The following is a 23,601-nucleotide window of genomic DNA, read 5'->3' on the forward strand; positions in this document are numbered from 1 at the left end:
CGCGGCACGGGCCACCGAACTCGGCCGCCGCCGCGGCCGCGCCGCCCTCAAAAGGGCCTATCACGCCGTCCGCGACCGCGCCGAACCGCTGCGCGGCTAGCACCTTCCGCCGGAAAAGCTCGAACGCCGCAACCGCGGCGCGGAGCCGTCGTGCGGCATCCGCTTAAGGGCCGGCTTCCCGAGTCGAGGCGCGGCCCGCAGCCGAAAAACCCTATTTCGCGACCTCGTAGCCGGCGTCTTCGATCGCCTGGGAAAGTGCCGCCTTTTCCGCCGTCGCCGAGGCGATGTCGACCCGGCCGGCATCGAGATCGATGGCGACCTCGGCCGCCGGATCGACGTCGGCGACGGCCTTCTTCACCGCGGCGACGCAATGATTGCAGGACATTCCGGTAACGTTGAGACTGATCATTCTGGATCTCCTGGGTGGGAAAACGCCTTTGGTCCGAATGTGGAGCTTCCAGCAACCGGAAGGTCAAGCGGGACGGCAAACGGCGCTCGCGGCGGGGTGTCGCGGCTGTGCACAAGCTTGTGGATAACATGTATACGTACCGGGGATGGACTGTGACGGGTGAGGGGATTGCGTTGGTTGAAATGGCCGAAAGACCGCAAAAACGGCCGAATTTGCCTGCGCAAAAGCCCGCTGATGGCGGTCCGGGGCAGGTGTCGCGCTTTCAACTACGGTGTTTTTCAGGGCGCGGGCCGGGCCGGAATGCGCGCACGGTGCCGCAATACCGGTGAAAACCGGGGCGATTGGAAGCTGTTCTCCGGGGAAACACGGCAGACCGGCCGTGCAGGCCGGTGAAAAATCGCGCATCATCCCGTTAATGATTCGCGATTCTGCTGGGGAATCGCGGCTAGCGAACTGTTCGACACGCGTATGGCCCGCATCATCGCCATTTTCGTTTTCGTCTGCATGGTCGTGATCGCCGGCTCCGTCGGCGTCGTCGCCCATCTGCAGCTCGGCGCGGATATCGGCGAGGCGCTCCTGCTGTCTGCCGCCGTCATGCTGGTGGTGGTGATGCTGCAGGCGGAGTCCCAGCGCCGCCGCGAGCGCCGCCTCGTCGCCGGCCGGTTCGATGAGGTGCTGGAGAATTTCGAGGCCACCGCCGACGAGATCACCAATGTGGAGCGCCGGCTCGTCAAGCTGGAGGCGGAGACCCAGCCCGAACGCAGCAATCAGATCGATTCCCTCCTCGCCGAGGTCGAGGTGCTGGGTGCCATCGTCAAGCAGATGGCCGAGCAGCTGACCGAAAGCGAAGCCCGCATCGCCGACCTGGAAGAGCGCGAGCGCCAGGCCGCCGCGCCGCCGCCGGTGGCGATGATCCCGTCGCGCGACGGCGAAGAGCCCGTGCGCGACGAGGAGGCGGAAGAACGGGCCGCGCTGGCGGAAGAAGAGGCCGAGACGGCCGCCCGCCGCAAGGAGTCGGCCCGGATCGAGGCCGAACGCCGCCGGCTCGTCGCCGCCGTCCGCTCCGCCCTCGACAACGACCGCATCGAATTGCACATGCAGCCGATCGTCTCCCTGCCGCAACGCCAGGTCCGCTTCTACGAGGTGCTGACGCGGCTCCTGGAGGAAGACGGCAGCTACCTCTACCCGGACAGCTTCCTCCACGCCGCCGAAAGCGCCGGCCAGATGCCGCGCATCGACCGCTTCGTGCTGCAGAACGCCTCGCGCATCGCCCGCCGCCTGACCCAGCGCAATCGCGGCCTCGGCCTGTTCTGCAACCTGTCCGGCACCAGCCTCGTCGACGAGCAGTTCCTCGGCGAGTTCGAGCGCTTCCTGGAGATCAACAAGGATCTCGCCCGCTCCATGGTGTTCGAGCTGCGCCAGGAGTCGCTGCGCGCCATGGGGCCGCTGGAGCTGGAGGGCCTGACCTTCCTGCGCGACCTCGGCTGCCGCTTCTCGCTCGACCGGGTCCGCGACCTGCACATCGACTTTGCGGATCTCTCGGCCCGCGGGTTTCGGTTCGTCAAGCTGCCGGCCGGGCGCCTGCTCGACGAGGACACCCCGCCGCGCGGCGATATTCACGTCGCCGACATTGCCGACCTTGCCTCGCGCCACGGCATCGAGATCATCGCCGACACGGTGGAGCGCGAGGCCCAGGTCATCGGCCTGCTCGATTTCAAGCTGCGCTACGGCCAGGGCGCCGTCTTCGCCCACCCCAAACCCGTGCGCCCGGAGGTGCTCGCCTCCCTGTCGCCGCCCGACGGCCAGCCCGCGCCGGCAACCCCGCCGCCGGCCCCGAGCCTCGCCAAAACCCGCCGCCGCGCCGCGGGGTAGGGAGGCGCATCGCCCGTTGGTCTTGCCGGGTCATCTCTCCCTTGCGTCATCCCGGGTGCATTTTCACTCCGCCGTCATCCCGGGCGGAGCGCAGCGGAGACCCGGGACCCATTGCCCATAGCAACGTTGTAGTCCGTCGAGAGTCCTGCCACGGCGAGCGTCCACGCGAAGGCCTCGTTCCATCAACACCCGGCATACCGTGTGGATGGGAGCAATGGGCCCCGGATCAAGTCCGGGGTGACGGGGAGAGGGTGTTGCGGGCCGATGCGTCGCCTTGCCCGCGCTTCGGATCATGTCGCGCTGAGAGCGCATGGCAGGCGCCCCATGGATTGCCGCGTCGGCCTGGCGGCCTCCTCGCAATGACGCTGAAATGACAGAGAAAACCGTCATTGCGAGCGGAGCGAAGCAATCCAGTGCGGCCTTAGCCGCTTATCTCAACACCGGCGAGTGAAAAAAAATTACTTCCGACCGAACAGCCGCTCGATGTCGGAGAGTTTCAGCTCCACGAAGGTCGGCCGGCCGTGGTTGCACTGGCCGGAGTTGGGCGTTGCCTCCATGTCGCGCAGCAGCGCGTTCATTTCCGCCGCCTTCAGCCGCCGCCCGGCGCGCACCGAGCCGTGGCAGGCCATGGTCGCGGCGATATGGTCGAGCCGGTCGCGCACCCGCGTCGAGGCCTCCCATTCGGCAAGGTCGTCGGCAAGGTCGGTGACGAGGCCGCGGATGTCGATCTCGCCCATCATCGATGGCGTCTCGCGCACGGCGACGGCTCCGGGCCCGAAGGCTTCCAGCACCAGCCCCGTCTCGGCGAGTTCGTCGGCCCGGTCCAGGAGCCGCGAGATGTCCTCCTCGGGAAGCTCGATGACCTCCGGAATGAGCAGGATCTGGCGCGCAACGCCCCTGGTCGCCAGCGCCGTCTTGAGGCGCTCATAGACCAGCCGCTCATGGGCGGCGTGCTGGTCGACGATGACGATGCCGTCCTCGGTCTGGGCGACGATATAGGTCTCGTGCAACTGTGCCCGCGCCGCGCCGAGCGGCAGCGCCATGTCGCCGACAGCATCGCCGCCCGGATAGTCCGGCGCCTCGTCATGGCCGCGCGCATCGGCCGACGGCATGGCGAAATCGGCAAAGCCCGCCTGCTCCTCCTCAAAGCCCGACGGCGCCGGGCGTTCCAGCGGCAGCGTGTCCGTATCGCTCTCGGCCGTGGGGGTCACCGGCCGATAGGGCGAGGCGCGCCAGTCGCTCGATTGCCAGGCCGTCGCGGGCCGATGGGGCGACCGGGGAGGGGGCGCGCCGCGCGGCCTCAAGGCCTCAAGCGTCCGGGCCGCGCCGGTCGTCGTCGCCCGCGGGCCGCTGGCGCCGAGCGCCTGGCGGACGGCGCCGACCACCAGCCCGCGCACCAGCCCCGGATCGCGGAACCGCACGTCGGCCTTGGTCGGATGGACGTTGACGTCGACCTGGTGCGGGTCGAGGTCGATGAACAGCGCGACGGCCGGATGGCGGCTGCCGGCAAGGAGGTCGCGATAGGCGCCCTTCAGCGCGCCGAGCAAGAGCTTGTCGCGCACCGGCCGCCCGTTGACGAAGAAGAACTGCTGCAGCGTGTTGGCGCGGTTGTAGGTCGGCAGCCCGGCAAGGCCGGAGAGCCTGACGCCCTCGCGCTCCGCCTCGATCGGGATGGCGTTGGAAACGAATTCGCGCCCGACCACCTGGGAAATGCGCTCGCCGCGTGTGGCGGCCGGAAAGTCGAGGGCGCTGCGGTCCGACCCGGTCAGCGCGAACCGGATACTGGGATGGGCGAGCGCCAGCCGGCGCACCGCATCGGTGATCGCCGTCGCCTCGGCCCGGTCCGATTTCAGGAATTTCAGCCGCGCCGGGGTCGCAAAGAACAGTTCCTTGACCTCAACCCGCGTGCCGGCCGTCAGCGCCGCCGGCTTGGGGGGCGTGAGGCGCCCGCCGGCGACCGCGATCTCCCAGCCATGGGGCTCGTCCGTGTGCCGCGATGCGATGGTCAGTTCGGCGATCGCGCCGATCGACGGCAGCGCCTCGCCGCGGAAGCCGAGGGTGCGGATATCGAGAAGGTCGTCCTCGGTCAGCTTGGAGGTGCAGTGGCGCTCCACGGCGAGCTCCAGATCGGCCCGCGTCATGCCGCGGCCGTCGTCGCTGACCCGGATCAGCGACTTACCGCCGCCGGCGGTCACCACCTCGATCCGCCGCGCGCCGGCATCCAGCGCGTTTTCCACCAGTTCCTTGACGACGCTCGCCGGCCGCTCGACGACCTCGCCGGCCGCGATCCGGTTGACGACTGCATCGGAGAGTTTCTTGATCGCCAAGGCGTCCGGTCCTGTCCTGTCAAAAAGTTGTGCTGCCGAAGGGCATTGACGGCCCTCGCTGCGAAACGCGCGAAGGATATCGTGAAACCGGGCGCTTGCCGTCGCCCCAATTGCGGCGGTCAATGCCCGCCAATATTACTGCCGGATTCGCGCAGCGCCGTCACACGGCTTCAACAATCCTCTGCAAAGGCGGCACATGCAGGGCAGCCATACAGGCCGCCGCCTTGACCCCCACCCCGTTACCGGCTACCGCCACCGCCATGACAACCGAACCCGTTCCGCTCGCCAAGGGCCTTTCCGAAATCGCCGGCCGCTATCGCGGCCTCCTCTGCGACGTCTGGGGCGTCGTCCACAACGGCGTCGCCGCGTTCCCGACCGCCTGCGAGGCGCTGCAGAACTTTCGCGCCGGCGGCGGCTCCGTGGTGCTCCTCACCAACGCGCCGCGCCCGTCCGGTCCGATCTACGACCAGCTCGCCCATGTCGGCGTGCCGCGCGATGCCTTCGACAGCGTGGTGACCTCCGGCGATGCCACCCAACTCTTTTTTGCCCGCGAGAACGTCCGCAAGGTCTTTCACCTCGGCCCCGACCGCGATCTCACCCTCTATGACGGCACCGGCATCGACCGCGTCGACCCCGGCGAGGCGGAGCTGGTCGTCTGCACCGGCCTCTTCGACGATACCACGGAGACGCCGGAAGACTACCGCGATCTTCTCGCCGATCTGAAGGCAAAGGGGCTTCGCCTCGTCTGCGCCAACCCCGACGTCGTCGTCCACCGCGGCGACACCCTGATCTGGTGCGCCGGGGCGCTCGCCCGGGACTACGCCGCGATCGGCGGCGACGTGACGATCTTCGGCAAGCCCTACGCGCCGATCTACGACGCGGCCCTCGGCCGGCTCGCCGAGGTGGCGGGCAGGGATCTGAAAAAGGACGAGGTTCTCGCCATCGGCGACGGCCTTCCGACCGACATCGCAGGCGCCTCGGACCAGGGTCTGCCGACGCTGTTCATCACCGGCGGCATTCACGCCGCCGATTTCGGCCCCATAGAGGCGCCGGACATGGCCAAGGTGACGGATCGGCTGGAAAGCGAAGGACGCCGGGTGGTCGCCGCCATGCCGCGGCTTTCCTGGTAGGCGCTGGGCCGGACCCGCGACCCTGCGGTCGTCATCGACCGCGCGAAGGTCGGGCAGCACATATCCACCACAATTCGGCATCGCATGACGCGAGCAGGTCTCCGGCGCGCCCGGACACTCGAAGTGCGTCCGTGTGCCAAAATTTATATTTCGTATGATACGAATTGCAGACAGTCTGGGAAAATTGTAAAACGGGCCAGTTTTCAAAAAGACGGCAGCAGTGGTTGTGGCGACTCCCGAGATAACATTTGGCCAAAACGGGCATGCCGAATACGCCAAGATTTTCGTCGTCGGCCTTCCGAAGACCGGCCTGACCTCGTTGCGCCGCATTTTCGAGATCGCCGGGCTGCGCCAGCGCGGCAAGAACAAGGCCTTGCTGCGCGCGATCTGGAACGGGGACTGCTCAAATGCCGGCAGTTTTTTCGAGGAAGCCGATGCGTTTTCCGATTGGCCGATCCCTATCGTCTACCGCGAGCTTTGGCAGAAATACAAAAACAAGGCGCTTTTCATTCTGTCCATGCGCGAAGACGAATGCGCCTGGATCGAAAGCCTGAAGACGCATGCGGAAAGTTACCACTGGCAGGGTAACGTCGCGATGCGCAGGTTCTTTGGATATTATTATCCGCACGGGCGCGAGGAAGAACACATCGCCGCCTATCGCGATTTCAATACCGAGGTCCTGAACTTCTTTCGCGACGTCGGCGGCTCCGTGATGGTCTACCGGACGGGCAACAAGGACGACCTCAATCGTCTCGCCTCGGTCCTGGGCGTTGCGCCGTCGGCGATCGCCGGCGTGCACGAGAACAGCGGCTCGCAGCGACGGCGGCGCTATCCCATTCGCAGCCTGATGAACCGCTTTCTCGTGAAAATATACAGGGCCAAGATCGCCCTGTTCGGATGACCGGCGCTCCGGTCCCGCGCCGACAGGAACCGGCGTGCCGCCGGCGCTGCAGCCGAACGGCGACAGTCGGGGATCGCTGCGGCGGCGCAGACGGCAAAATGCGCGCGGTCGGATAACCGCGCGCCGTCCGGTCTTTCTGTTTGCCGCCGTTAAAAGGTCAATCGAACAGCTTGTCGATGTCGTTCTGGGAGCTCGATCCGGCGTCGTCGGCCTCATCGCCGTCCTCGGCGAGCATCCGGTCGATGTCGCTCTGGTCGACGCCTTCACCGGCGTGCTGCGGCCCGTGCAGGATCAGTTCGCGCCGGCGCCGTTCCTCATCGGTTTCCTCGTGGACTGCATCCTCGCCGACGAGCTTCAGCCGGTCGATGAAGGAGGACACCCGGGTCTCGATGAACGACAGGGTGGAAACCACCTTGGAAATCCGCTGGCCGGTGATGTCCTGGAAGGCGCAGGCCTCGAAGATCTCCACCACCCGGTCGTTGACGACTTCCTGGAAGGCCTCCGGGTCGCTCTGGTCGGCCGACATGATGGCCTCGGCCGCTTCCATGATCGAGTGGGTCGCCTCTTCGGTCGAGGCCACGATCGCGTCGAGTTCCTTGCCGGCCTCGGGGATGCGGTTGTGCTTGATATCCTCGGCCCGAAGGCTGGCGATCTCGTTGCGCATCTCCTCGATCGCCGTGGCGATCGCCGTCAGGTCCTTGTAGACGACCGTGTTGATCTTCTCGAAGACCTCCTTGTAGGAGTCGGTCATGGTCTCGGCGAGCGCCATGACTTCCTTCAGCGAGATCTCGCCGTCGCTCGGCTTGTGCTGCTGGATGTATTCCGCCACGCGTTTGACGTGGTCTGGCGAACCCTTGGACATGTCTATCCCTCATCCGGTCCCTTGGCGGAACCGGAACCTCGCCGGGAAAGTCCCGGCGGTCCCGTCACGGATTGCAGTCGATTACTCGGACGCGAAAACGGCGTCGATCTTGCCCTTCAGCGTCTGCGCGTTGAACGGCTTCACGATGTAGTTGTTGACGCCGGCCTTCTTGGCGGCGATCACGTTTTCGGTCTTCGATTCCGCCGTCACCATGATGAACGGCGTCTTGGAGATCGAATTTTCCGCACGAACCTTTTTCAAGAGTTCGTATCCGGTCATCGGCTCCATATTCCAGTCGGAAATGACCAGACCGTATTTGCGTTCCTGCATCTTGCCGAACGCCTCAGTACCGTCCGAGGCCTCGTCAATATCCGAGAACCCGAGTTGCTTCAACAGGTTCCGAATGATGCGAATCATAGTCTTGTAGTCATCGACCACAAGGACCGGCATTGAAAGATCAAGCGCCATCGTTTACTCCACACTTCTCAACGACCGCGGCGAATACGCCCCTGAATTGGTTCGCGATGTTGCGACTGGGGGCTTGATTGTCTGTAATCATGTGCATCCCCATCGCCGAATATAGTGATAGGCTCTGAAAGTTCCGTTAATTCCGAAAAAGTCTATGTATACGGCCGGAAAACCTCGGCTTTGCGGTATTCGGGACCGCAGGAAGCCTTGCTCCGGGGCGGTGCGAAAGCGGCCTTCGGGCGCTCCGGCCGCCCCGTCCTATGGCCATGTTGACGCTTCCAAGGCTCTCGCCTAAGGGTTGGCGGCAGGGCTCTTACGGCCCCGGAAACCCTCGCCGCCGCGGCACCTGCCGGAAAGGCGGGGCAAGACAAGAGCAACGGGCCTTTCCCGGTGGGAGAAACAGGAAGTGCTGGAACTCAGAACTTTATTTTACGAAGATCTTTCCGTCGGCATGACGGAAACCTTCATCAAGACGGTGTCGGCCTCCGATGTGGTCGGTTTTGCCGAGGTCTCCGGCGACCGCAACCCGATACATCTTTCCGAGCATTTCGCGGCGCGCACACCCTTCAAGAGCCGCATCGCCCACGGCCTCTACACCGCCAGCTTGATTTCGGCCGTGCTCGGCACGCGGCTGCCGGGGCCGGGCGCGATCTATCTGTCCCAGAGCCTCAACTTCAAGGCGCCCGTGCATATCGACGACGAGGTCGTGGTCACGGTGGAGGTCATCGAACTGCTGGAGCGCGGCCATCGCGCGCGTCTGCACTGCGAGTGCCATGTCGGCGAGACGCTGGTGCTCGACGGCGAGGCGATGGTCAAGGTGCCCTCGCGCACCGCCCGTCCGCTCGGCTCCAGGCCGCTTTCCACCTGAGTGCGCCGCCGGCACCCGGTCGATGGCGCCAGGCACTTGACGCCGATCCGGTGAAACGGCAGGGTCGCGCCGCTGCGAGGGGCCTATGGGAAGGCGATCCCTCCGCGGCGCAACAGGATCCGAAATTTTTCATGGAAGACGTCGGCAACGCCTCGAAGGGTCGGTTCGTCCATGCCGCCGGGCTGGACGCCGTGCCGGCTGCGGTCAAGGGCGGCGTCGTCGCCATCGGCAATTTCGACGGTGTCCATCGCGGCCACCAGGCGGTGTTGGAGCGCGCCGTCACGATCGCGCGGGAATCGGGCGTGCCGGCGCTGGCCATGACCTTCGAGCCCCATCCGCGCCGCGTCTTCCGCCCCGACCTGCCGCTCTTCCGGCTGACGCCGCCGAACGCCAAGGCAAGGGTGATCGAGGCGATCGGCCTCGACGGCGTCATCGTCGTGCCCTTCGACCGCGATTTCGCCGCCGTCTCCGCCGAGGACTTCATCGAGGACATCCTGCTGGAGCGCCTCAGGGCGAGCCACGTGGTCGTCGGCTACAATTTCCATTTCGGCAAGGGCCGGGCCGGCTCGCCGAGCTTCCTGGAGGAGGCCGGGGCGCGCTTCGGCTTCGGCGTCACCGTCGCGGAAGCCTTCGGCGACGAGGGCGGCGAGAGCATCTCCTCCAGCCGCGTGCGCGCGGCGCTGGAAGACGGCGACGTGGCGGGCGCCGCAAGCCTCCTCGGCTATCGCTGGTTCATCGAGGCCGAAATCGTCCACGGCGACAAGCGCGGCCGCGAACTCGGCTTTCCGACCGCCAACATGAAGCTTCCCGGCGACTGCGGCCTTGCCCACGGCATCTATGCGGTCAGGATGCGCGTCGACGGCGTTGTCTATGACGGTGCGGCAAGCTATGGCCGGCGCCCGACCTTCGGCGACGGCATTCCGCTGCTGGAAGTCTTCCTGTTCGATTTCGACGGCGACCTCTACGGCAAGACCGTCGACGTCACTTTCGTCTCCTATTTGAGGGCGGAGGAAAAGTTCGACAGCATCGAGGCGCTGGTTGCCCAGATGACCCGCGATACCGAAGAGGCGCGCATGGTGCTGTCCGGGCTGGCGCCGGCCTCACCGCTCGATGCCGCCCTTGCGTTTTCCTGAAAACGCCCCTTTGCAACGGGAACCGCTGCCGCCTATAGACGGTTTTAGCAATTGTGCGGGGGCGACCCCGAACGCTGCCGCGTCGATGTGCGGTGCGCCGCGCGCGGCATCCCTGAAGGGCTCTTGATGAACGTCCGGCCGATCTTCTTCATCCTCGGCTTTCTCTATTTCGGGCTGGCAACGTCGATGATCGTGCCGGCGATCGTCGACGTCGCCGTCGGCAATCCGGACTGGATCGCCTTCGTCGCCTCGGCGCTCTTCACCGGCGCCATCGGCCTCTTGCTGGCGCTCTCCTTCCACCGCGAACTGGTGGAGGGGCTGAGCATCCGCCAGGCCTTCCTGTTGACGACGCTCGCCTGGACGACCCTGCCGGCCTTCGGCGCGCTGCCCTTCCTCGGCCTCGGCATTTCCTACGCCGATGCCGTCTTCGAGGCGGTCTCCGGCATCACCACCACCGGCTCCACGGTCCTCGACCACCTGGAAAGCCAGCCGCCTGGGCTGCTGCTCTGGCGCTCGATCCTGCAATGGCTCGGCGGCGTCGGCATCATCGTCATGGCGATCGTGCTGTTGCCGTATCTGCGCGTCGGCGGCATGCAGCTCTTCCAGACGGAAAGCTCCGACCGCAGCGAGAAGATCGTGCCGCGCGCCGGCGATTTCGTGCGCCTGCTCGCCGGCGTCTACCTGCTTTTGACGGTGCTGTGCGCGCTCGCCTACCGGGCCTCGGAGATGACCTGGTTCGACGCCATCAACCACGCCATGACGACGCTGTCGACGGGTGGCTTTTCCACCCACGACGCCTCCTTCGGCTATTTCACCGAACCGTCGACGGCCTGGATCGCGGTCGTCTTCATGTTCCTCGGCGGCGTGCCCTTCACGCTGATCATCCAGGCCGTGCGCGGCCGCCCGCTGGCGCTGTGGCACGACCCGCAGGTGATCACGCTGTTCCGGTTCCTCGTCGTCGTCTCGCTGTTCGGCGCGCTGTTCCTGGTCTTCACCCACCGCTTCGAACTGCTCGACGCGCTGCTGATGACCGCCTTCAATTTCACCTCGGTGGTGACGACGACCGGCTTCTCGTACAACGACTATACGCTCTGGGGCGCGCCCATCGTCGGCACCATCTTCATGCTCACCTTCGTCGGCGGCTGCACCGGCTCCACGGGGGGCGGCATCAAGATCTTCCGCTTCATCGTCTTTGCCGGCACCCTGCGCCACCATCTGAGGGTGATGGTGCGGCCGCACCGGGTGGTGTCGGAGCACTACAACAACGTCCGCCTGACGCCCGACATCGTCACCTCGGTGCTCGCCTTCCTCGTCGCCTATCTCGGCCTCGTCGGCGTCTTCACCGTGATCCTGACGCTTCTCCACCTCGATCTCGTGACCGCGCTGACCGGCGCCGCCCAGGCGATCGGCAATGTCGGCCCGGGCCTCGGCGACGTCATCGGCCCGTCCGGCAATTTCGCATCGCTCTCCGACGGTGCCAAATGGGTGCTGTCGGCGGCCATGCTGATGGGCCGGCTGGAGCTCTTCACCGTGCTGGTGATCTTCGATCCGGAATTCTGGTCGAACTGACGGGCGTAGGCGGAGCTACTTTCCCCTTCCGGGCAATGTGCCGGTGGCGACGTCCATCATCAGTTGCCGGTGCGCCGGCACGAGGTTCTTCGCCGCATAACGGTCGAGCGCCGTCTGCCGCGCGGCAAGGCGCAAGGGCCTCAGCTTCACCTGGTTCTCGATTGCCTCGTCGATGCGGGCCGCCAGCTTTTCGGTATCGAAGAAGTCGGTGAGGAGGCCGTTGAGGCCGTCGGCGATCACCTCGCGCACCGGCGGCGTATCGGAGGCGACGATCAGCGCGCCGCAGGACATCGCCTCCAGCATCGACCAGGACAGCACGAACGGCACCGTCAGATAGACGTGGACGCTGGAGATCTGGATGACGCTGCGGAAGGTCGCGAACGGAACGAGGCCGAGGAAATGGATGCGCGCCGTGTCGAGGCCGAGCGTCTCAAGGGCATGCTCCTTGTAGCTCTTGCCGTCCTTGCGCTTGGCGCCATAGGCAACCCGGTCGTCGCCGACGATCACGGTGTGAAGGTTCGGCCGGCTCTTCTGCAGCCGCGCCACGGCTTCCATGAATTGCGGAAAGCCGCGATAGGGCTCCATGCCGCGGGCGACATAGGTGATGACCTCGTCCTTCACCGTCAGCGTCACGCCGTCGACCTCCAGCGTGGCATCGCCGTCCGGCGCCAGATAGTCGGTGTCGACACCGTCGTGGAGCACGCTGATGCGCCCGGTCAGGTGGTCGGGGAATTGCGAGAGCTGCCAGCGCGTCGGCGACACGCCCCAGTCCATCTGGGCGATGTCCATCAGGATCGGCGCGTTGCGCATCCGCGTGCGGGCGTCGGAATCCTCCGAGCGATCGCCGTCGTCGAGGAAGTCGGCGTCCGAGCCGTGCGGCCGGTAGTACCATTCGAAATAGGAAAGCAGCTTGGTGTCGGGCCACAGTTCGCGCAAGAACAGCGCCGGCCCCCAGCCGGAATGGGCGCAGACGATGTCCGGCCGCCAGCCGCGCTGCTTCAAGGGATAGAGCCCCTGGAACGCGGCCTGCGCCGTCAGCACCGCCGATTCCATCGTCGCCGCCGCCGGGTGGATCGCCTGGGTGACCTCCCGGTGCGGCTTGTAATTCACCCGGCTGATCGGAAAGGTCTGGCTGTTGGTGGCGAGCGTTCCCGCTACCATCTCGAAGCTTGTGTCCTCGGCCAGATAGTGCATCAGCCGCCGGTACTGGCCGGGAAAATTGTTGTGCAGGAACAGAATGCGCATGACGTGGCGGCCCCCTTCGCGATCCGGCTGCACATTGCCGCGTTTTCGCGCCGCAATAAAGCCCGCAAGGGACGCGTTGGGCCGAAACCAACGGGAGGCTTTTCTTGGGAAGCCCCGGTTGGTAAAAGGCCCGCCATGAGCTTCAGAAAAACCGCGACATGGCCGTTGAGGCCGCCGACCCGAATTACGCGCCCGGCCTTCGCCTGACCGCCTAAGAGACGGCGCGCGAGGGACCGGGACCGAAGCAGCCGCGCCGCCGCCCGGCCGGGCTCTTCATTCGCCGCGAACACCACACTCCTCGATGACAGGATGCGCGACAAAAAGCGCATCGCCGAAAGCGACCCCGCAATGACCGATACGACCGATACCCGGGACTATTCCAAGACACTGTTCCTGCCGAACACAGAGTTTCCCATGCGCGCCGGCCTGCCCAAGAAGGAGCCGGAGATGCTGAAGCGCTGGGACGAGATGAACCTCTACAAGCGCCTGCGCGAAGACGCCGCGGGCCGCGAGAAGTTCGTGCTCCATGACGGCCCACCCTATGCCAACGGCAACATCCATATCGGCACCGCCCTCAACAAGGTGCTGAAGGACGTCATCACCCGTTCCATGCAGATGCTCGGCTACGATTCCAACTACGTGCCGGGCTGGGACTGCCACGGCCTGCCGATCGAATGGAAGATCGAGGAGCAGTACCGCGCCAAGGGCAAGAACAAGAACGACGTCCCGATCAACGAGTTCCGCAAGGAATGCCGGGACTTCGCCGCCAATTGGATCAAGGTGCAGTCGGACGAGTTCCGCCGCCTCGGCGTCGAGGGCGACTTCGAGACGCCCTATACGACGATGGCCTTTTCGTCCGAGGCGCTGATCGCCAAGGAACTGATGAAATTCGCCATGTCCGGTCAGCTCTATCGCGGCTCCAAGCCGGTGATGTGGTCGGTGGTCGAGCACACCGCGCTCGCCGAGGCCGAGGTCGAGTACCACGACTACGAATCCGACACGATCTTCGTGAAGTTCCCGATTCAGCCGTCATCTGTGGATGGGGTTTTGGTGGTCAGCGATATTGTTGTTCCGTCGATGCAAATACCCGAGCCTCCGCTGGAAATGTTGAAACGCGCATCCGTGGTCATCTGGACGACCACCCCCTGGACCATTCCGGGCAATCGGGCGATCTCATATTCATCACGTATCAAATATGGTCTGTACGAGGTGACCGCGGCACCGGAGGGCAATTGGGCCAAGGTCGGTGATTGTTATGTGCTGGCAAAGAGCCTTGCTGAGAAAGTGAAAGCTGCTGCCCGGATTGAAGATTGGAACTTAGTTTGCGACATCGATGCCGAGTCACTCGGTAGGCTCACCTGCGCCCATCCGCTCGCCGACCTCGGCTACGACTTTTCCGTGCCGCTGCTCGACGGCGACCATGTCACCGACGAGGACGGCACCGGCTTCGTCCACACCGCCCCCAGCCACGGCGGCGAGGACTTCGACATCTGGATGGAGAAGAAGGCCGAGATCGAGGAGAGGGGGATCTCGTCGAATATCCCCCATCCGGTCGACGCCGAGGGCTTCTTCACCAAGGACGCGCCCGGCTTCGAGGGCGGCCGGGTCATCGACCAGAACGGCAAGAAGGGCGACGCCAACAAGGTCGTCATCGACAAGCTGGTGGAAGCCGGCGCGCTGATCGCCCGCGCGCGCCTCAAGCACCAGTATCCCCATTCCTGGCGCTCCAAGAAGCCGATCATCTTTCGCAACACGCCGCAATGGTTCGTCCATATGGACCGCGACCTTGCCGGCTACGGCCTTAATGGCGGCGCTTCGAACGAAAAGGACACGCTCCGCGAGCGCGCCCTTAACGCGATCGAAGACACCCGCTTCGTGCCAGCGGCCGGCAAGAACCGGCTCTACGGCATGATCCAGCACCGCCCGGACTGGGTGCTGTCGCGCCAGCGCGCCTGGGGCGTGCCGATCACGGTGTTCGTCAACAAGGAGACCGGCGAGATCCTGCAGGACCAGGAGGTCAACGACCGCGTCATCAAGGCCTTCGAGGAAGAGGGCGCCGACGCCTGGTTCGCCGACGGCGCCAAGGAGCGGTTCCTTGAAGGCCGCATCGACGATCCGGCGGCCTGGGACAAGGTCAACGACATCCTCGACGTCTGGTTCGATTCCGGCTCGACCCACGCCTTCTGCCTGGAGCAGCGGCCGGACCTCAAATGGCCCGCCGACGTCTATCTGGAAGGCTCCGACCAGCACCGCGGCTGGTTCCATTCCTCGCTGCTTGAGAGCTGCGGCACCAGAGGACGCGCGCCCTACGACACGGTCATCACCCACGGCTTCACCATGGCCGAGGACGGCCGCAAGATGTCGAAGTCGCTCGGCAACCAGGTGTTCCCGCAGGACGTCATCAAGGACAACGGTGCCGATATCCTCCGGCTCTGGGTGATGTCCACCGACTATGGCGAGGACCAGCGGATCGGCAAGGAGATCATCAAGACCAACGTCGATGCCTACCGCAAGCTGAGGAACACCCTGCGCTGGATGCTCGGCTCGCTCGCCCATTTCGAGGGCGAGGACGTCGATATCGCCGACATGCCGGAGCTGGAGCGGCTGATGCTGCACCGGCTGGTGGAGCTCGATGCCCTGGTCCGCAAGGCCTACAAGGACTTCGACTTCAAGCGCATCGTCTCGACCCTCTTCAACTTCATGACGATCGAGCTGTCGGCGTTCTATTTCGACGTCCGCAAGGACACGCTCTACTGCGATCCCTACTCCTCGACGCGCCGCAGGGCAGCCCTCTGGGTCATCGACCAGCTTTTCGAGTGCCTCGTCACCTGGCTGGCGCCGATGCTGCCCTTCACCATGGAGGAGGCCTGGCTGTCGCGCTTCCCGGCCGAGGAGGAGACGGTCCACCTGCACCTCTTCCCGGAGGTTCCGGGGGAATGGCGCAACGACGAGCTGGCGGCGAAATGGGCCAAGATCCGCGCCGTGCGCCGGGTCATCACCGGCGCGCTGGAGATCGAGCGCCGCGAAAAGGGCATCGGCTCATCGCTGGAAGCCGCGCCGAAGGTGTTCATCTCCGATGCCGGCCTGATCGTCGCCCTTGAGGGCGTCGACCTCGCCGAGGTCTCAATCACCTCGGGCATCGAGATCGTCCAGGGCGAGGGGCCGCATGACGCGTTCAGGCTCGACGACGTCGCCGGCGTCTCGGTTGTGCCGGCAAAGGCCGAAGGCACCAAATGCGCGCGTTCCTGGAAGGTGCTGACCGACATCGGCGCCGATCCGGAATGGCCGGACCTCAGCCCGCGCGACGCCGAGGCCATGCGCGAGTTCGAAGCCCGCGCCGCCGCTGCCGCGCAATGACGGAGGCCCGCGATACCGGCCGCGCCCGGCGGGCGCGGTCGCTCGGCCTCGTCGTCCTCGTCCTCGGGCTTCTGGTCGACCAGCTCCACAAATACTGGATGCTGCATGTCGTTGATATCGCGGAGAAAAGCCCGATCGCGGTGACCTCCTGGTTTAACCTGGTGCTGACCTGGAACCGCGGCGTTTCCTACGGCCTCTTCCAGCAGGACAGCCATTTCGGCCGCTGGGTGCTGATTGCCGTCACGGCGGTCGCCGGTGTCGTCTTCTTCGCCTGGCTGCTGAAGGCGACGCGCTACATGCCGGCGATTTCCCTCGGCCTCGTCCTCGGCGGGGCGCTCGGCAACGGCATCGACCGGGTGTTCCGCGGCGCCGTCGCCGATTTCTTTCATTTTCACATCGGCCAATTCTCGTGGTATGTGTTCAACTTCGCGGACATATGGATTGTTGCGGGCGTCGTCGGTCTTCTGTACGACTCGCTCGTCGGCCGCCCGAAAGATGCCGCAAAGGACGGGCATGAACCGACCGGCTAGAGCAGCGGCCTGACAGGCGGCGACGAATGTCGCGGCGCGGGCCGCCGGAATTGAGGATCGCCGGGTGACGGAGATACCGAGAGTGTTGCGTTTTCTGAAACCGCTTTGCCTGGTGGCCGGCGTCGGCATGCTTGCCGGCTGCAACAGCCTGTTGACGGGCTCCTCCGGCAGCTTCGACGACGGCACCCGCGCCGAAGAGGCGCCGGACACGGCCGTGGTCAACCGCATCATGGAAGGCCTCGGCGGCGCCAATCCGAACAACAAGCCGATCGAGTATGCGCCGCGCTCGCCGCTGGCCATGCCCGCCTCGGAAACCGATCTGCCGCCGCCGGAAGACCCGACCGTTGCCGAGGAAAAGGTCGCCAACTTCCCCGTCGACCAGGAAGAAAAGGACGCCGCACGGCGTCAGGCCGCCACCTTGAAGGAAATGGAGCGCCTGAAGAAGGACGAGGCGCCGCTGCTGACCAAGGAAGAGATCGAGGCCGGCCGCATCGCCGGTGCCGGCGAGAAGGGCCGTCCGCGCAATTACCTTGAGCGCCTGCGCGAGAAAGAGTCGCTTTCCCCGCGCCTGACCCGTGCCGAAATGGACGGCCAGCGCGTCGATGTGCCGGACAAGGAACTGAACCTCGATCCGGGCGAGGTGCCCGAGCGCCGCTATCTGATCGAGCCGCCGACCGACTACCGCAAGCCGGCGCCGAACGCCCCGGTCGGTCCGCCGGAGAACAAGTCCAAGGTCAACAAGTGGCTCGGCGACCTGTTCTGATCGCGCCCGGCCGCAGTGCTGCGGCCTGACCTTTTCGCGTTTCGTGTTTTGTCCCGTGTGCTGACGGCGTACGCCGTCGGCGCGCCGTGGTGCGGCCCGTCGCCGATCCGTCCAAAAATTACAATCACGTAATGGTTATGGCGGGGCGTTTTCCGCCGCCTATATTGCTGTGAAACCGTGCGCAGCCTTGCGCGCGCCTGCCGTCGACGCCGGCCGTTGCCGCCGTCCGCCGAAACAGCCGAGAGGACCCGCCTTGAAGCACTGGATTCCGAGCCTTGCCGCCGCAACCTTCCTTGCCGTCGGCCCCGCCCTTTTTGCCGGCGCCCCGGCCGCCCTTGCCGAAACCGGCACCAAGGCCATCGAGGCGGCCGAGAAGCCGCCGGTCGTCGGCGCGGACGTTTCCACCTTCACCCTCGACAACGGGCTGGAAGTGGTCGTCATCCCGGATCGCCGGGCTCCGGTCGTTACCCACATGATCTGGTACAAGGTCGGCGCCGCGGACGAAAAGCCGGGCGTGTCCGGTATCGCCCACTTTCTTGAGCACCTGATGTTCAAAGGCACCAAGGCCCATCCGACCGGCGAGTTCTCGGCAACGGTCGCGGAAATCGGCGGCGAGGAGAACGCCTTCACTTCCTACGACTACACCGCCTATTACCAGAAGGTCTCCAAGCAGAACCTCGAACTGATGATGTCGTTCGAGGCCGACCGCATGGCCAATCTGGTGCTCACCGACGAGGTGGTGCTGCCGGAGCGCGACGTTATCCTGGAAGAGCGCGCCTCGCGCGTCGACAATTCGCCCGCCGCCCGCCTCGGCGAGGCCTTCGACGCCGCCTTTTACGTCCAGCACCCCTACGGCATCCCGATCATCGGCTGGCGCCACGAGATGGAAAAGCTGAGCCGCGACGACGCGATCGCCTTCTACAACCGCTTCTACACGCCCAACAACGCCGTCCTCGTCGTTGCCGGTGACGTCACCGCCGACGAGGTGAAGGCGCTTGCGGAAAAGACCTACGGCAAGGTCGCCCGCCGCGCCGATCCCGGCCCGCGCATCCGCCCGACCGATCCCAAGCCGATGGCCGAGCGGTTCCTCACCCTGCGCGATCCGCAGGTGACCCAGCCGAGCGTGCGCCGGGCCTGGCCGACGCCGAGCTACACGACGGCCAAGGACGGCGAGGCCGAAGCGCTCGACGTGCTTGCCGAAGTCCTCGGCGGCGGCTCCACCAGCCGCATCTACCGCAGCCTCGTCGTCGACAAGAAACTCGCGGCCAGCGCCGGCGCCTGGTACCAGGGCACCTCCCTCGACGACACCCGCTTCTCAGTCTATGCCTCGCCGCGCCCGGGCGTCGAACTGGACGCCCTGACGGACGAGATCGACGCCATCATCCGCGACGTCGCGGAAAACGGCATCACCGACGAGGAACTGGCCCGCGCCAAGCGCACCATCGTCGCCGACGCGATCTACGCACAGGACAGCCAGGCGACGCTCGCCCGCATCTTCGGCGCCGCGCTGACCACCGGCGGCACCGTCGAGGGCGTCCAGACCTGGCCAGCCCGCATCGACGAGGTGACGGCGAAGGAGGTCCGCGAAGCCGCGAAAACCTATCTGCGCAACGACTATGCCGTGACCGCCCAACTCCTGCCGGCCCCGGTCAAGACCGCCGCCGACGCACCGAAGGACGGCGCAGATGCGGCCGCCAGAAAACCGGAGCCGAAATCCTGATGCCCGCTCATATGCCGACTGAGATGATGACCATGAAGGAGACCCGGCCCGTGATCCGGCAGCATGTTCCCGCCCGTGCAGCGCTGCAGGCGCTCACCGTCGCTTTCGCCTTCGTCGCCCTCGTGGCGCTCGCGCCGTTCGCCCGCGCCATGGAGATCCAGCGCGTCGTCAGTCCCGGCGGCATCGAGGCCTGGCTGGTGGAAGAGCACTCGATCCCGCTGATCGCGGTCAACTTCGCCTTCAGCGGCGGCTCGGCCCAAGACCCGGAGGGCAAGGCCGGTGTCGCCAACATGGTCTCCGGTCTCCTCGACGAGGGCGCCGGCGACCTCGACAGCAAGGCTTTCCAGGAGCGCCTGCAGGACACCTCGGTGCAGCTCTCCTTTTCCGAGGGGCGCGATGCCTTCTACGGCAGCCTGCGCACCCTGACGACCAATCTCTCCGAAGGCGCCGACCTGTTGAAGCTCGCTGTCAATGAGCCGCGCTTCGACGCCGAGCCGGTGGAGCGCATCCGCGCCCAGGTGCTGTCCTCGATCCGCCGCAACGAGAAGGATCCCGACAACATCGCCTCCCGCGTGTGGTTCAAGACCGCCTTTCCGAAGCACCCCTACGGCAATCCGAGCAAGGGCACGGAGGACACCGTCAAGAAGATCACCGTCGACGACCTGAAGGCCTTCCGCAAGGATGTCTTTGCCAGGGAAAACCTGAAGATCGCCGTCGTCGGCGCCATCGATGCGGAGACCGTCGGCAAGCTCGTCGACGAGGTCTTCGGCGACCTGCCGGAAAAGGCCAATCTCACCGAAGTGCCGGACGTCTCACCGGTAACCGGCGCGCGCAACGTGGAATCGATGGCGATCCCGCAGACCGTCATCCGCTTCGGCGGCGCCGGCCTGAAACGCGCCGACAAGGATTTCGTGCCGGCCTATGTGATGAACCACATCCTCGGCGGCGGCAGCTTTACCTCGCGGCTCTATGAGGAAGTGCGCGAGAAACGCGGCCTTGCCTATTCGGTCTACACCTATCTGGCGCCGATGGACCACGCCGGCATCTTCCTCGGCGGCACCGCGACCCGCTCCGGGCGCGCCGACGAGACGCTGAAGCTGATCCGCGCCGAAATCCGCCGCATGGCGGAGGAAGGCCCGACCGCCGAAGAGCTGGAAAAGGCCAAGAAGTACCTGATCGGGTCCTATCCGCTGCGCTTCGACGCATCGTCCAAGATCGCCGAGGCGCTGGTTGCCATCCAGCAGGAAGACCTCGGCATCGACTATATCGACAAGCGCAACGATCTCATCGAGGCCGTCACCCTGGAAGACGTCAAGCGCGCGGCAAAGCGCGTTCTGGCCGGCGGCGACCTGACGATCTCGGTCGTCGGGCAGTCGTCGAGCTGATGTCGGGAGAGGGGACGTCTCTTACGTCCGGGCGATGATCTCGCGTTCCGCGTAGCGCGTTTCCGTCCGCTCCGGCAGCCCGGTCTTGCGCCGGGCAAGGAAGCGCGGGCGGCGGCGCCGGTTGGTGCGGCGGCGGCGCGACAGCGTGCCGTCGAAGCGCAGGCGGCCGATCTGGGCGACCGGCTGGGTCAGGCTGCCGTCCGCCTCGATCAGCATCAACGGCAGGCCGAGGGTCTTCGACCAGGCCTGCCAGTCGGCGACGATCTCGTCATAGCTGTCGGCAACGACAAGCGGCAGCGACAGCGCCGGATCCCGGTGCAGAAGCTCGATGGAGACCGCGACCGCGCCCTCCTCGTCGAGCGGGCTCGAGCGCACGGCGATGCCGGTGAACGCCGAGACCGGCAGCGAGACGGTGAGGGGCAGACCGGACAGGCGGCGTTTGACCACCACCAGGTCCCGGTCGAGATAGATGTTTGCCTCATCGCCTGCCTGCGCGCCGGCAAGCGGGGCCGAATAACGCGCAGGCAGGGAGAAGGGATCCAGCCTCAAGCCGAAGCTGTTCCGCGGAAGCGGAGCTCTTTTACTCAACATTTGACGCCTCATGAACTTTGTTGGGGGCGGTTTTTCTTGGAGCCCCGTGTTCATGTTGAGGGTCAATTTATGCGGGACAGGTTTGGATCGGCTTAAGGGGTCTGGTTAAATTTTAGTGATTTCTGAAAGGGTTAGCAGAATATCACCAGAACTTCTGGAAACCTCTTGTTCATCTTGACGGCGGACCGCCTTGCGGGCTGCCGCGGCGCTCTTGCCGCCGTCCGAAAAATCGACCGTGCTTGCCGGGCCGCTCCGGGCGCCCTAAACAGGTCTCAACCTGGAGACTCTTTCAATGTCAGTTGATCTGGATTTAAAACCGCTTGAGGCGCGGGCCGCCGAGCTCGTTGCCGCGGCCAAGCGGGCCGGCGCCGATGCCGCCGACGCGGTCGTCGTCAAGGGCGTGCAGCTTGGTATCGATGTGCGCGGCGGCAAGGTGGAGGAGAGCGAGCGCTCCGAATCGGACGACTTCTCGCTGCGCGTCTTCGTCGGCAACCGCTCCGCCTCGGTCTCGGCCAATGTGCTCGACAGGCTCGACACGCTGGCCGAGCGTGCCGTCGCCATGGCCAAGGTCGCCCCGGAGGACCGCTTCGCGGGCCTGGCCGACCGCGAGCGCCTCGCCCGCGAATTCCCCGACCTCGACCTCGTCGATCCGGTGCAGCCGGATGCCAAGGCGCTCACCGACGTGGCGCTTGTCGCCGAGGAGGCCGGCCTTGCGGTCGAGGGCGTTGCCAAGTCGGGCGGCGCCCATGCCGGCACCAGCCTTTCCGGCCTTGTCCTGGCCACCTCCGACGGCTTTGCCGGCTCCTACCTGGTCTCCCGCCACACCATCTCCATGACGGCCATCGCCGGCAGCGGCACCGGCATGGAGCGCGATTACGAGATGTCGGTCGCCACCCACCGCGACGATCTGGACGGGCCCGAAGAGATCGGCCGCGGCGCCGGCGAACGGGCGGTGGCCCGGCTCGGCGCCGACAAGATCGAGACCCGCAACGCCGCCACCGTCATCTACGAGCCGCGCGCTGCGGCCAGCCTCATCCGCCATTTCGTCGCCGCGATCAGCGGTGGCGCCATCGCCCGCAAGACCAGTTTCCTCGCCGACCGGCTGGGCAAGCCGGTGTTTGCGCCCGGCATCCGCATTGCCGACGATCCGCTGCGCCGGCGCGGCCTCGGCTCGCGCCCCTTCGACGCGGAAGGTGTGAGCGTCGCGCCGCTCGACCTCGTCGAGGGTGGCGTCTTGCAGGCCTGGCTGCTCGATTCTGCGACCGGCCGCGAACTGGGGCTGGAAACCAACGGCCGGGCCTCGCGCGGTGGCGGCGGCACCTCGCCGTCGGCCACCAACGTGACGCTCGGCGCGGGCGAGAAATCGCCCGCGGAGCTGATGAGGGAGATCGGCTCCGGGCTCTACATCACCGACCTCATCGGCCATGGCGTCAATGCGGTGACCGGCGACTACAGCCGCGGCGCCTCCGGCTTCTGGTTCGAGAATGGCGAAATCGTCTCTCCCGTCAGCGAGATCACGGTCGCGGCCAACCTGAAGGACATGTTCGCCCGGCTGATCCCGGCCAACGATCCCGAGTACCGTTTCGGCATCGAGGTGCCGACGGTCGCCGTCGAAGGGGTGACCATTGCCGGACGCTGACGCCGCAATGCGCGCCGATCTCGACCTCCTGGCAAATGCCGCCCGCGACGCCGGGGCCCTTGCGCTCACCTATTTCCGCCGCGATCCCGAGCGCTGGATGAAGGAGGGCAACTCCGTCGTCACCGAGGCCGACATCGCCGTCGACGATTTCCTGCGCGACCGGCTGATGACGGCACGACCCGACCATGGCTGGATCTCGGAGGAATCGGAGGACGACGCGGCCCGGCTCGGTTGCGCCCGGGTCTTCGTCGTCGATCCCATCGACGGCACCAAGGCCTTCGTCGACGGCAGGCCCGACTGGACGGTGTCGCTGGCCATTGCAGAGGCCGGCCGGCCCGTTGCCGCCGCGCTCTTTGCCCCCGTTCACGACGAGCTGTTCCTGGCCTCGGCCGGCGCCGGCGCCAGCCTCAACGGTGCGCCGGTCGCGCCGAGCAGCCATGAGGGGCTGCAAGGCGCGCTGATCGCCGGCTCAAAGAACGTGCTCTCCGACACCTTTCTTGCGGCGACCGGCATCAACCGGGCCCGTTTCATTCCCTCGCTGGCCTACCGGCTGGCGCTCGTCGGCGACGGCCGCATCGACGGCGCCGCCGCCCGCCCCGACGCCTATGACTGGGACCTTGCCGCCGCCGACCTAATCGTGCATGAAGCGGGCGGTCTGATGACGGATATCGACGGCCGGCAGATCCGCTATAATGAAAAGCGCTTGCGTCATCCGGCGCTGGTGGCTGCGGCTGCCGGCGTCCATGAAGCGCTGCGGCAGCGGATCGCCTCGTCCGTCCGTCACCGATAGCCGTTCCTCCCGGACGACACCCGATCTCATGCGGAGCATCCC

Annotated in this window: 19 protein-coding genes; 13 read left to right on the forward strand and 6 right to left on the reverse strand. The window is 66.0% G+C overall.

Annotated elements, in window-relative coordinates; genetic code table 11:
• Positions 1-211: 211 nt before the first annotated feature.
• The gene (locus tag CH339_RS07995) at positions 212-409 is read right to left on the reverse strand and encodes a cation transporter (RefSeq protein WP_111433822.1); all 198 of its coding nucleotides are present in this window, start codon (positions 407-409) and stop codon (positions 212-214) included.
• Between the two features lie 468 nt (positions 410-877).
• On the opposite strand from CH339_RS07995, the gene CH339_RS08000 reads away from it, so the two are divergent.
• Positions 878-2,281, forward strand: a complete 1,404-nt coding sequence (locus CH339_RS08000) for an EAL domain-containing protein (RefSeq protein ID WP_111433823.1) — start codon at positions 878-880, stop codon at positions 2,279-2,281.
• Positions 2,282-2,739: 458 nt separating this feature from the next.
• On the opposite strand, the gene mutL is transcribed toward CH339_RS08000, so the two are convergent.
• Positions 2,740-4,608 (reverse strand): DNA mismatch repair endonuclease MutL, encoded by a 1,869-nt coding sequence (gene mutL / locus CH339_RS08005; RefSeq protein ID WP_111433824.1) that lies wholly within the window; start codon positions 4,606-4,608, stop codon positions 2,740-2,742.
• Between the two features lie 260 nt (positions 4,609-4,868).
• On the opposite strand from mutL, the gene CH339_RS08010 reads away from it, so the two are divergent.
• Both CH339_RS08010 and CH339_RS08015 read left to right on the forward strand, forming a co-directional pair.
• Positions 4,869-5,738 carry a TIGR01459 family HAD-type hydrolase gene (locus CH339_RS08010; protein WP_111433825.1) on the forward strand — a complete coding sequence of 290 codons (870 nt, stop codon included), beginning with the start codon at positions 4,869-4,871 and terminating at the stop codon, positions 5,736-5,738.
• A 220-nt stretch (positions 5,739-5,958) separates the two neighbouring features.
• Entirely contained in the window at positions 5,959-6,639 is a 681-nt protein-coding gene (locus CH339_RS08015; RefSeq protein WP_146610138.1) for a sulfotransferase, read from the forward strand.
• A gap of 157 nt (positions 6,640-6,796) precedes the next feature.
• On the opposite strand, the gene CH339_RS08020 is transcribed toward CH339_RS08015, so the two are convergent.
• Positions 6,797-7,501, reverse strand: a complete 705-nt coding sequence (locus CH339_RS08020; protein ID WP_111433827.1) for a protein phosphatase CheZ — start codon at positions 7,499-7,501, stop codon at positions 6,797-6,799.
• Positions 7,502-7,582: 81 nt separating this feature from the next.
• Entirely contained in the window at positions 7,583-7,969 is a 387-nt protein-coding gene (locus CH339_RS08025; protein ID WP_111433828.1) for a response regulator, read from the reverse strand.
• A 451-nt stretch (positions 7,970-8,420) separates the two neighbouring features.
• Here CH339_RS08025 and CH339_RS08030 point away from each other — a divergent pair, with 451 nt between their 5' ends.
• The 3 genes from CH339_RS08030 (at position 8,421) to CH339_RS08040 (ending at position 11,539) form a co-directional block, all read left to right on the forward strand.
• Positions 8,421-8,837: a MaoC family dehydratase gene (locus CH339_RS08030; protein WP_111433829.1), complete on the forward strand. Its 417-nt coding sequence runs from the start codon at positions 8,421-8,423 to the stop codon at positions 8,835-8,837.
• A gap of 131 nt (positions 8,838-8,968) precedes the next feature.
• Positions 8,969-9,970, forward strand: coding sequence for a bifunctional riboflavin kinase/FAD synthetase (locus CH339_RS08035; protein WP_111433830.1), 1,002 nt, complete (start codon positions 8,969-8,971; stop codon positions 9,968-9,970).
• Positions 9,971-10,096: 126 nt separating this feature from the next.
• The gene (locus tag CH339_RS08040) at positions 10,097-11,539 is read left to right on the forward strand and encodes a TrkH family potassium uptake protein (RefSeq protein WP_111433831.1); all 1,443 of its coding nucleotides are present in this window, start codon (positions 10,097-10,099) and stop codon (positions 11,537-11,539) included.
• 15 nt (positions 11,540-11,554) lie between these two features.
• On the opposite strand, the gene CH339_RS08045 is transcribed toward CH339_RS08040, so the two are convergent.
• Positions 11,555-12,784, reverse strand: a complete 1,230-nt coding sequence (locus CH339_RS08045) for a glycosyltransferase family 4 protein (protein WP_111433832.1) — start codon at positions 12,782-12,784, stop codon at positions 11,555-11,557.
• A gap of 348 nt (positions 12,785-13,132) precedes the next feature.
• On the opposite strand from CH339_RS08045, the gene ileS reads away from it, so the two are divergent.
• From ileS to CH339_RS08070, 5 genes are all read left to right on the forward strand, one after another.
• Positions 13,133-16,141 (forward strand): isoleucine--tRNA ligase, encoded by a 3,009-nt coding sequence (gene ileS / locus CH339_RS08050; protein WP_111433870.1) that lies wholly within the window; start codon positions 13,133-13,135, stop codon positions 16,139-16,141.
• Positions 16,138-16,671, forward strand: coding sequence for a signal peptidase II (gene lspA, locus CH339_RS08055; RefSeq protein ID WP_111433833.1), 534 nt, complete (start codon positions 16,138-16,140; stop codon positions 16,669-16,671). Before ileS ends, lspA begins: the two co-directional genes overlap by 4 nt.
• 82 nt (positions 16,672-16,753) lie before the next feature.
• Entirely contained in the window at positions 16,754-17,434 is a 681-nt protein-coding gene (locus CH339_RS08060; protein ID WP_146610139.1) for a hypothetical protein, read from the forward strand.
• 253 nt (positions 17,435-17,687) lie between these two features.
• Positions 17,688-19,154, forward strand: a complete 1,467-nt coding sequence (locus CH339_RS08065; protein ID WP_207189594.1) for a M16 family metallopeptidase — start codon at positions 17,688-17,690, stop codon at positions 19,152-19,154.
• 50 nt (positions 19,155-19,204) lie between these two features.
• Positions 19,205-20,539 (forward strand): M16 family metallopeptidase, encoded by a 1,335-nt coding sequence (locus tag CH339_RS08070; RefSeq protein WP_245408118.1) that lies wholly within the window; start codon positions 19,205-19,207, stop codon positions 20,537-20,539.
• Positions 20,540-20,560: 21 nt separating this feature from the next.
• On the opposite strand, the gene CH339_RS08075 is transcribed toward CH339_RS08070, so the two are convergent.
• Positions 20,561-21,088: a DUF6101 family protein gene (locus tag CH339_RS08075; RefSeq protein WP_111433835.1), complete on the reverse strand. Its 528-nt coding sequence runs from the start codon at positions 21,086-21,088 to the stop codon at positions 20,561-20,563.
• 334 nt (positions 21,089-21,422) lie between these two features.
• Between CH339_RS08075 and CH339_RS08080 the strand changes: the two genes are divergently transcribed.
• Together CH339_RS08080 and CH339_RS08085 are read left to right on the forward strand one after the other, a co-directional pair.
• Positions 21,423-22,769 (forward strand): TldD/PmbA family protein, encoded by a 1,347-nt coding sequence (locus CH339_RS08080; protein WP_111433836.1) that lies wholly within the window; start codon positions 21,423-21,425, stop codon positions 22,767-22,769.
• Entirely contained in the window at positions 22,756-23,559 is an 804-nt protein-coding gene (locus CH339_RS08085) for a 3'(2'),5'-bisphosphate nucleotidase CysQ (RefSeq protein ID WP_245408119.1), read from the forward strand. Before CH339_RS08080 ends, CH339_RS08085 begins: the two co-directional genes overlap by 14 nt.
• Positions 23,560-23,601 lie beyond the last annotated feature (42 nt).

This window comes from Rhodobium orientis (genome assembly GCF_003258835.1).
GTDB lineage: Bacteria > Pseudomonadota > Alphaproteobacteria > Rhizobiales > Rhodobiaceae > Rhodobium > Rhodobium orientis.